Raw genomic sequence first — 8,597 nt, forward strand, 5'->3', positions numbered from 1 at the left:
CGCCGGGATGATCGTGCCCGGCCCGGTGCAGGCGGCCATGACCGCGGCGCTGGCCGACGACGCGCACGTCGAGGCGCAGCGGACCGTCTACGGGCGTCGGCGCCGGGTGCTGCGGGCGGCGTTCGAGAGCGCGGGCTACGCGGTCGACCGCTCGCACGCCGGGCTGTACCTCTGGGTCCGCCCGGAGGCCGGTGACCAGGACAGCTGGGCCACGGTCGCGGACCTGGCGGGGCTCGGAATCCTCGTCGCGCCGGGCGCGTTCTACGGGGATCCGGTCCACGTGCGGGTCGCCCTGACGGCGCCGGACGAGCGGATCGCCGAGGCGGCCGCCCGGCTGTCGGGGGCGTGAGCTCGAACGTGTGATCGTGGTCACACCAGCACCAACGTCTCATCGAGGATTGGTCACGCCCGGCCAAGCGCGGGTACCGTCGATCCACGCCAACGAGGGCGCGCACGCGCACGCCCATCAGGCCGTCGTCGCTGATGACCGGACGCGCGGGACCCCCCGCAAGGACGGACGTCGCAGGAGAGGAACACCATGTCGGACGTCGTCACCGCGCCGGTCCAGCTGATCGTCGACGGACAGTCGAAGGACCTGCCGATCGTGACCGCATCCGAGGGCAACGACGGCATCGTCGTCTCCTCGCTGCTGCGCGACACGGGCCTGGTCACCGTGGACCCGGGGTTCATGAACACGGCGTCCTGYGAGTCGAAGATCACCTACATCGACGGCGACGAGGGCATCCTGCGCTACCGCGGGTACCCGATCGAGCAGCTGGCCGAGCACTCCACGTTCCTCGAGGTCGCGTACCTGCTGATCCACGGCGCGCTGCCGACGCCCGCGGAGCTCGACGCGTTCGAGGAGCGGGTCAACCGCCACACGCTGGTGCATGAGGACTTCCGCACGTTCATGGGGACGTTCCCGCGCCACGCGCACCCGATGGCCGTCATGTCGTCGGCGATCAACGCGCTGTCCACGTTCTACCCGGAGTCGCTGGACCCCTTCGACCCGGAGACGGTCGAGCTGGCCACCGTGCTGATCCTGGCCAAGACGCGGACCATCACGTCCTACGTGCACCGCGCGTCCAAGGGCGAGCCGCTGCTGTACCCCGACTACTCCCGCGGGTACGTCGAGGACTTCCTGCGCATGACGTTCGCCGTGCCGTACCAGCAGTACGAGGCCGACCCGGTCGTCGTGTCGGCCCTCGACCAGCTGCTCATCCTCCACGCCGACCACGAGCAGAACTGCTCGACGTCGACCGTGCGCATCGTCGGCTCCAGCCAGGCCAACCTGTACGCGTCCGTCGCGGCCGGCATCAACGCCCTGTCGGGGCCGCTGCACGGCGGGGCCAACGAGGCCGTGCTGAAGATGCTCACGGAGATCCAGGCCAACGGCGGCGACGCCACCGACTTCATGAAGCGCGTGAAGGACAAGGAGCCCGGGGTCCGCCTCATGGGCTTCGGGCACCGGGTCTACAAGAACTACGACCCCCGCGCCGCCATCGTGAAGAAGAGCGCCGACTCCGTCCTCGAGGCCCTCGGCCACAACGACGAGCTGCTGGACCTGGCCCGTGGCCTGGAGGAGATCGCCCTCTCCGACGACTACTTCATCKMGCGCAAGCTGTACCCGAACGTCGACTTCTACACCGGCCTCATCTACAAGGCGATGGGCTTCTCCGAGGAGATGTTCACGCCGCTCTTCGCGCTCGGCCGGATGCCCGGCTGGATCGCGCAGTGGCGCGAGATGATGACGGACCCGCAGACGAAGATCGGCCGTCCGCGGCAGATCTACACGGGTGCGACGGCCCGTGACTACGTCGAGGCCGACGCCCGCTAGCTCGCGCGGGTGAGCCGCACGGTCCCCGCGGGGAGCGGCTCGCCGGTCGTCGGCTCCCACGTGCCGCTGTCGCGGTCCCAGGTGCGGTCGGCGACGGTCACGGACGTCAGCTGCAGCGGCTGGGCCACGGACACCGCCCACTGCGCGACCGCCCAGTCGAGCCGGGCACGGTCCTGCGCGGCCCCGAACATCGAGGTGTCGACCACCAGGGCGCCCGTGGCGTCGGCGGTGACCGGGAGCGGGCCGAGGTCGCGCTGCACCCGTGCGACGACCGCGTCGGCCGACGAGGCCGCCGGGTCGGGGTCGTGCAGGTCGCAGGTCAGGGTCGCCGGGGACCATCCCGTGAGGGCCGACGCCCACGCCCGCGACCGCGTCTCGTGCTGCGCGTACGCATCGGGGAAGCCGGAGCGCTGCACGGCCTGGGCGGCCTCGGTGATGGGCAGGTCCTCGTACCCGTCGATGGTGACGAGGCCGTCGTAGAAGCGGCCGGTCGCGTAGACGGGGTCCTGCACCTGCTCGGCGGTTCCCCAGCCCTGCGACGGGCGCTGCTGGAACAGCCCGAGGGAGTCGCGGTCGCCGTAGGTGATGTTGACCAGCCTGGACTCCTGCAGGGCGGTGGCCAGCGCGATCGTCACGGCCCGGGCGGGCAGTCCGCGCTGCACGCCGGTCGCGGCGATGAGGGCGGCGTTCTGGGCCTGGTCAGGGCTGAGGGACCACGCCGTGCCGTCGAGCTGGGCGACGCACCGTTCGACCGTGGGCGGTCCGGGGTGCATGCGGTTCAGCGTGACGACCACGCCGACGATGCCCGCGACCAGCACGGCCGAGGCCGCGGCGACGGCGAACCCGGCCCGCCGTGCGCGGCGCCGGCGTCGTGCGCTCACTCGTTGGCGTGCAGCGTCGCGTTCAGCTGCACACCGGACCCGGCGCGCGCGACGGCCTCGACGCCGCCGGTCAGGGAGTTGCGGCGGAACAGCACGCCGTCGCGTCCGGCCAGGTCGCGGGCCTTGACGACGCGGGGCGCGTCCTCGAAGCCGACGAGCGACACCTTGGTGCCGGCCGTGACGTAGAGCCCGGCCTCGACCACGCAGTCGTCGCCGAGCGGGATGCCGATACCGGCGTTCGCGCCGAGCAGGGTGCGCGAGCCGATGGAGACGACCTCGCGCCCGCCGCCGGACAGGGTGCCCATGATCGAGGCGCCCCCGCCGATGTCCGAGCCGTCGCCGACGACGACGCCCGCGGAGACGCGGCCCTCGATCATCGACGTGCCCAGCGTGCCGGCGTTGAAGTTGACGAAGCCCTCGTGCATGACGGTGGTGCCGGCCGCCAGGTGCGCGCCGAGCCGGACCCGGTCGGCGTCGGCGATCCGCACGCCCGACGGCAGCACGTAGTCGACCATCCGCGGGAACTTGTCGACGCTGAGCACGGTGGGGGGCACGCCGGTGGCCGCGCGGATGCGACCGCGCGTCTCCTCGAAGCCGTCGACCGCGCACGGTCCGCGGTCGGTCCAGACCACGTTGGGCAGGACGCCGAACAGGCCTTCGAGGTTCTGGCCGTGCGGCTGCACCAGGCGGTGCGAGAGCAGGTGCAGGCGCAGGTAGGCGTCGGCGGTGTCCACCAGCGGGGCGTCCAGGTCGGAGACGGTGCGCACCACCACGACGCGGACGCCGCGGGCCTCGTCGACGCGCTCGGCCGCGGTGAGCGACGGCGGTGCGGTGGCGTCGTCGTCGGGCGCACCGAGGGCCGGCGAGGGGTACCAGACGTCCAGCGTCGTGCCGTCGTCGGTCACCGTGGCCAGGCCGAAGCCCCAGGCCGTCCGTGCAGTCATGGCGACAACCCTAGGTCAACGGCGGAGCGGGCTAGGGTCGCGACGTGGCGACCCTCGACCTCGGTACCGATCTCCTGTCCCTCACCCGCGCCCTGTGCGACCTGCCGTCCGTCAGCGGCGACGAGCGCGCGATCGCCGACGCCGTCGAGGACGCGCTGTCCCGGTACGGCCACCTGGAGGTGCTGCGCGACGGCGACGCGGTCGTCGCGCGCACGCAGACGGGACGTCCGTCGCGCGTCGTCATCGCGGGGCATCTCGACACGGTGCCCATCGCGGACAACCTGCCGACGCGGCTCATCGGGGAGGGCGCGCTGGCCGAGCTGTGGGGTCGCGGCACCGTGGACATGAAGGCCGGGGTGGCCGTTCAGCTCGCGCTCGCGGCCGAGCTGACGGAGCCCACGCACGACGTCACCTGGGTGTTCTACGACCACGAGGAGGTCGCGGCCGACCTCAGCGGCCTCGGGCGGCTCGTGCAGAACCACCCTGACTGGGTGGCGGGCGACTTCGCCGTCCTGTGCGAGCCGACCAACGGAGGCCTCGAGGGTGGCTGCAACGGCACCCTGCGGGCGGAGGTCCGGCTGGCGGGCGTGGCCGCCCACTCGGCGCGGGCGTGGATGGGCCGCAACGCGATCCACGCCGCCGGCGAGGTGCTGCGGCGGCTCGAGGCGTACACGCCCGCGGAGGTCGAGGTCGACGGGCTCGTGTTCCGCGAGGGCCTGAACGCGGTCCTCATCTCCGGCGGCACCGCGGCGAACGTCATCCCCGATGCCTGTGTCGTCACGGTGAACTACCGGTTCGCCCCGTCGGCCTCGGTCGAGCAGGCAGCTGCGCACGTGCGGGAGCTGTTCGACGGGTACGACGTCGAGATCGTCGACGCCGCCCCGGGCGCGCGACCGGGCCTCGACGCCCCGGCGGCGCAGGACTTCGCGCGGGCGGTGCTCGGGGTGACGGGCGGTGTGCCCGCGGCGAAGTACGGCTGGACGGACGTCGCCCGGTTCTCCGAGCTGGGGGTGCCCGCGGTGAACTTCGGCCCCGGTGACCCGCTGCTGGCGCACAAGGACGACGAGCACTGCCCGGTCGGCCAGATCACCCTGGCGCACGCGGCCCTGCGGGCGTGGCTGACCGCATGAGGTGAACGTCGGGCGACTCGTCCGCAGCGGCGCCCCGACCGACCTAGAGTCGGGGCCATGAGCGACGACGGTGTGTCCGCGCCCGGCCACGGCTACCGGAAGGGTCCGGTCCTGCTGCGCGGCGAGCAGATCCCGAAGACCACCTCCGACCAGCGCCTGCTGAGCGGCCACGGCAGCGCCGACTGGGTGCACGGAGACCCGTGGCGCGTGATGCGGATCCAGAGCGAGTTCGTCGAGGGGTTCGGCGCGCTGGCCGAGGTCGGTCCGGCGGTGAGCGTGTTCGGCTCTGCTCGCGTGCCCGTGGACCACCCCGACTACGCGCTCGGCACGGAGGTCGCCCGGCTGCTGGTCGAGTCGGGGTACGCGGTGATCACCGGCGGCGGTCCGGGGATCATGGAGGCCGCCAACCGGGGTGCGCTCGAGGCGGGTGGGCTGTCGGTCGGGCTCGGCATCGAGCTGCCCTTCGAGCAGGGCATGAACAAGTACGTCGAGCTCGGCGTGAACTTCCGGTACTTCTTCGCGCGCAAGACGATGTTCGTGAAGTACTCCGAGGGCTTCGTGGTGCTGCCCGGCGGGTTCGGCACGTTCGACGAGCTCTTCGAGGCCATGACCCTGGTGCAGACGCACAAGGTGATCAGCTTCCCGATCGTGCTGGTCGGCCGCGACTACTGGCAGGGCCTGCTCGACTGGGTGGGCAGCACGGTGCTGGACCGCGGCATGATCTCGGCCGCCGACCTCGAGCTGCTGCAGGTCGTCGACACCGCCGAGGAGGCCGTGAAGATCGTGCTCGAGCGCGGTGCGGAGCTGCGGGCGGCGGAGGAGGCGGCCGCCGTCGCGAACGCCCGCGCGGAACGGGCTGCCGAGGACTCGGGCCGGTGACGACGCCCCCGGCCGGCGCCGTCCTGCGCCTCCGCGGGCGCGAGATCGGACCCGACCGGCCGGTCGTCATGGCGGTCGTCAACCGGACGCCGGACTCGTTCTACGCCCCCGCCCGGCACGACGACGCGTCGGCCGACGAGGCAGTCGCTCGCGCCGTCGACGAGGGCGCCGACATCGTCGACCTCGGCGGGGTGCGGGCCGGCCGCGGACCGCGGGTGGAGGTCGACGAGGAGATCGCGCGCGTGATCCCCCTGGTCAGGCGGGTGCGTGCCCGGCACCCGGACCTGCTGGTCAGCGTCGACACCTGGCGCGCGGAGGTGGCGCGCGCGGCCGCCGACGAGGGCGTCGACCTGGTCAACGACACGTGGGCCGGGCACGACCCGGCGCTGATGGAGGTCGCGGCCGAGCGCGGTCTCGGCATCGTGTGCTCGCACACCGGCGGCGCCCGGCCCCGCACCGACCCCTTCCGGGTCGAGTACCCGGGTCCGGTGCCGCTCGACGGCGTGCTCGACGACGTCGTCCGCACGGTGTCCGCCGCGGCGCACCGGGCCGTCATGCTCGGCATCGACCCCGCGAGCGTGCTGGTGGACCCGACGCACGACTTCGGCAAGAACACGTGGCACTCCCTGCACCTGGTCCGGCGCACCGAGGCGCTCGTGGCGCTCGGCTTCCCGGTCCTCATGGCCCTGTCGCGCAAGGACTTCGTGGGGGAGACCCTCGACCTGCCCGCCGAGGAGCGCCTCGAGGGCACGCTCGCCGCGACCGCGGTGGCCGCGTGGCTCGGCGCCCGGGTGTTCCGGGCTCACGACGTGCGCGCGACCCGGCGCACCCTCGATATGGTCGCGTCCATCCGCGGGGACCGACCCCCCGCCCGGGCGGTCAGGGGGCTGGCGTGAGCGAGGTGCAGGAGGTCGTCTCGGAACGCACGACGAGCGGCGCCTGGGCGTGGATGGTGAGCCGGCCCTGGTGGGTCCAGGTGCTCGCCGTGTACGCCGCGGCGCGGGTGTTCACGACGGTGGTGTTCCTCTGGGTGGCGAGCGTCCAGGAGCAGAACCCCTGGACCGCCGAGCACCCGGACTACTTCCCGTACGTCGGCTTCATGTTCGACGGTTCCTGGTACCGCACCGTCGCGGAGAACGGGTACCCCGCCGAGCTTCCGCGAGGGGAGGACGGGCTGGTCCAGCAGAACGCCTGGGCCTTCTTCCCGCTCTTCCCGATGCTCGCGCGGGGTCTGATGCAGCTGACGGGTGGCTCGTGGGACGTCGTCGCGCCCCTGCTGGCGCTGGTGCTCGGCGCGGGTGCGGTCCTGGCGATCCACCAGACCGTCGTCCGGGGAGCACCGCGGGCCGTCGCCGCACGGCCCGGGCTCCCGCTCGCGTCGGTCGCCCTGGTCAGCGTGTTCCCCACCGCGGCGGTGCTCCAGGTCGCGTACACCGAGGCGCTCGCCCTGCTGCTCATCGCGGGCGCGCTGCTCCTGCTCATCCGCCGCGACTACGGGTGGATGGCGCTCGTCGTCGTCGCGCTGGGGTTCACGCGGGCGGTCGCGCTGCCGATGGCCGCGGTCGTCGTGGTGCACGCCGCGGTCCGCTGGTGGTCCGCGCGGCGCGAGACGGACACGTGGACCTGGCGCACGGGCGTGGGGCTGGGGGCGCTGGCGGTCCTGTCCGCCGCGTCGGGCTTCCTGTGGCCCGCCATCTGCGGCTGGGTCACCGGCGTGCCGGACGGGTACCTCCAGACGCAGGAGGCGTGGCGCGGCGTCCGGGAGGTCGCCCCGTTCGGTGGCTGGTTCTACGTACCGCAGTTCTGGTTCGGATCGCGCGCGCTGCTGGTGGTGGTCCTCAGCTTCGCGCTCGTGGTCGCGGTGCTCGTCGTGCCCGCCGCCTGGCGCCTGGGCAACGAGCTGCACGCGTGGGCCGCCGCCTACGTCGTCTACATCGCGGCGGTCGTCGAGCCGGGCAGCAGCCTCGCGCGGTTCCTCCTGCTGGCGTTCCCCCTCGCGGCGGTCACCGCCGGCGTCGTCACGCGGCCCCCCGCGGCCCGGCGGTGGTGGTTCGGCGCGGTCGTCGTCCTCATGCTCGGCCTCCAGGTGCTGTGGGTCCGGCAGATGTGGCACGCCAACCCGGTGGCCGACTGGCCCCCGTGACGGGTCCGGCGGCCCGCGGCGGCTGCTGGACGTTCGTCCGATCGGTGGCCTGACCGGCATCGGGACAGGTGAGGGGCCTCGGGTGAACTAGGATGGACCGCGGACAACCGGTAGACGAGGCCGACGTGGGGTGCGTGAAAACGCCCCCACGAGTCGCGCACCGGACGCACGAGCTGAAGGAGAGGCCCCGCATGGCCGCGATGAAGCCGAGGACCGGTGACGGCCCGCTCGAGGTCACGAAGGAGGGGCGCGGCATCGTGATGCGCGTGCCGCTCGAGGGCGGTGGACGGCTGGTGGTCGAGCTCAACGCGACCGAGGCCGCGGAGCTGGGTGAGGCCCTGACGTCCGTCGTCAGCTGACGATGGCACGGGCAAGCACGAGCTCCTCGATCGGTCGCACGCCCCCGGCGGTGACCGTCGACGGCGGCAGCATCGCGACGACGACGCTGCTGACCGACGGCTCGACCGACGCGGTCGCGGTTCCGGTGGCACCGGCGCGTGCGGGCGACGACGCGCTGCGCCCGCTCCAGGGGACCGCCGAGGCCGCAGCGCGGTACGGGGTCGACCTCGCGGAGATCGGCGAGCGCGCACGGCTGWCGGGCGCAGCGGGGGACATCTACGTCCTGCAGCTGCCCCGGCCGGTCGGCTCGTCGGTGACCCTGCCGTGGTCGGGCCTCCCGCCGCGGCTCGTGCTGGTCGGCGTCGGCTCCGGCCGTCCCGCCGACCTGCGCCGGGCCGGTGCGGCGCTCGCCCGGTCGACGCGCGGCCTGCGGCGGGTCGTCAC

9 protein-coding genes and 1 pseudogene are annotated in these 8,597 nt (G+C 73.3%); 8 read left to right on the forward strand and 2 right to left on the reverse strand.

Annotated features, from left to right (window positions below; translation table 11 throughout):
- The coding region (locus AC1DUQ_RS12645; RefSeq protein WP_477073897.1) for an aminotransferase class I/II-fold pyridoxal phosphate-dependent enzyme at positions 1-349 on the forward strand (349 nt) is incomplete at its 5' end.
- Between the two features lie 189 nt (positions 350-538).
- On the forward strand, positions 539-1,837 hold the full coding sequence (locus AC1DUQ_RS12650) for a citrate synthase (protein ID WP_477073898.1): 1,299 nt from the start codon (positions 539-541) through the stop codon (positions 1,835-1,837).
- On the opposite strand, the gene AC1DUQ_RS12655 is transcribed toward AC1DUQ_RS12650, so the two are convergent.
- Positions 1,834-2,718, reverse strand: a complete 885-nt coding sequence (locus AC1DUQ_RS12655; RefSeq protein WP_477060292.1) for a hypothetical protein — start codon at positions 2,716-2,718, stop codon at positions 1,834-1,836. The two genes, AC1DUQ_RS12650 and AC1DUQ_RS12655, sit on opposite strands and share 4 nt — an antisense overlap.
- Complete coding sequence (dapD, locus tag AC1DUQ_RS12660) at positions 2,715-3,662, reverse strand: 2,3,4,5-tetrahydropyridine-2,6-dicarboxylate N-succinyltransferase (protein ID WP_477060293.1); 948 nt, start codon at positions 3,660-3,662, stop codon at positions 2,715-2,717. The genes AC1DUQ_RS12655 and dapD overlap by 4 nt, the downstream gene beginning before the upstream one ends.
- A 44-nt stretch (positions 3,663-3,706) precedes the next feature.
- On the opposite strand from dapD, the gene dapE reads away from it, so the two are divergent.
- The 6 genes and pseudogenes from dapE to AC1DUQ_RS12690 all read left to right on the forward strand — a co-directional run.
- Positions 3,707-4,792, forward strand: a complete 1,086-nt coding sequence (gene dapE / locus AC1DUQ_RS12665) for a succinyl-diaminopimelate desuccinylase (RefSeq protein ID WP_477060294.1) — start codon at positions 3,707-3,709, stop codon at positions 4,790-4,792.
- Positions 4,793-4,849: 57 nt separating this feature from the next.
- On the forward strand, positions 4,850-5,671 hold the full coding sequence (locus tag AC1DUQ_RS12670; RefSeq protein WP_477060295.1) for an LOG family protein: 822 nt from the start codon (positions 4,850-4,852) through the stop codon (positions 5,669-5,671).
- Positions 5,668-6,567 (forward strand): dihydropteroate synthase, encoded by a 900-nt coding sequence (gene folP, locus AC1DUQ_RS12675; RefSeq protein WP_477060296.1) that lies wholly within the window; start codon positions 5,668-5,670, stop codon positions 6,565-6,567. The genes AC1DUQ_RS12670 and folP overlap by 4 nt, the downstream gene beginning before the upstream one ends.
- A complete protein-coding gene (locus tag AC1DUQ_RS12680; RefSeq protein ID WP_477060297.1) occupies positions 6,564-7,814 on the forward strand; it encodes a hypothetical protein in 1,251 nt (416 codons plus the stop codon). The genes folP and AC1DUQ_RS12680 overlap by 4 nt, the downstream gene beginning before the upstream one ends.
- A 191-nt stretch (positions 7,815-8,005) precedes the next feature.
- On the forward strand, positions 8,006-8,173 hold the full coding sequence (locus AC1DUQ_RS12685) for a DUF3117 domain-containing protein (RefSeq protein ID WP_013772033.1): 168 nt from the start codon (positions 8,006-8,008) through the stop codon (positions 8,171-8,173).
- 50 nt (positions 8,174-8,223) lie between these two features.
- Positions 8,224-8,597, forward strand: a pseudogene (locus AC1DUQ_RS12690) (leucyl aminopeptidase family protein); the annotation flags it as partial.

It is taken from the genome of Cellulomonas sp. P4_B5_2, assembly GCF_056402235.1.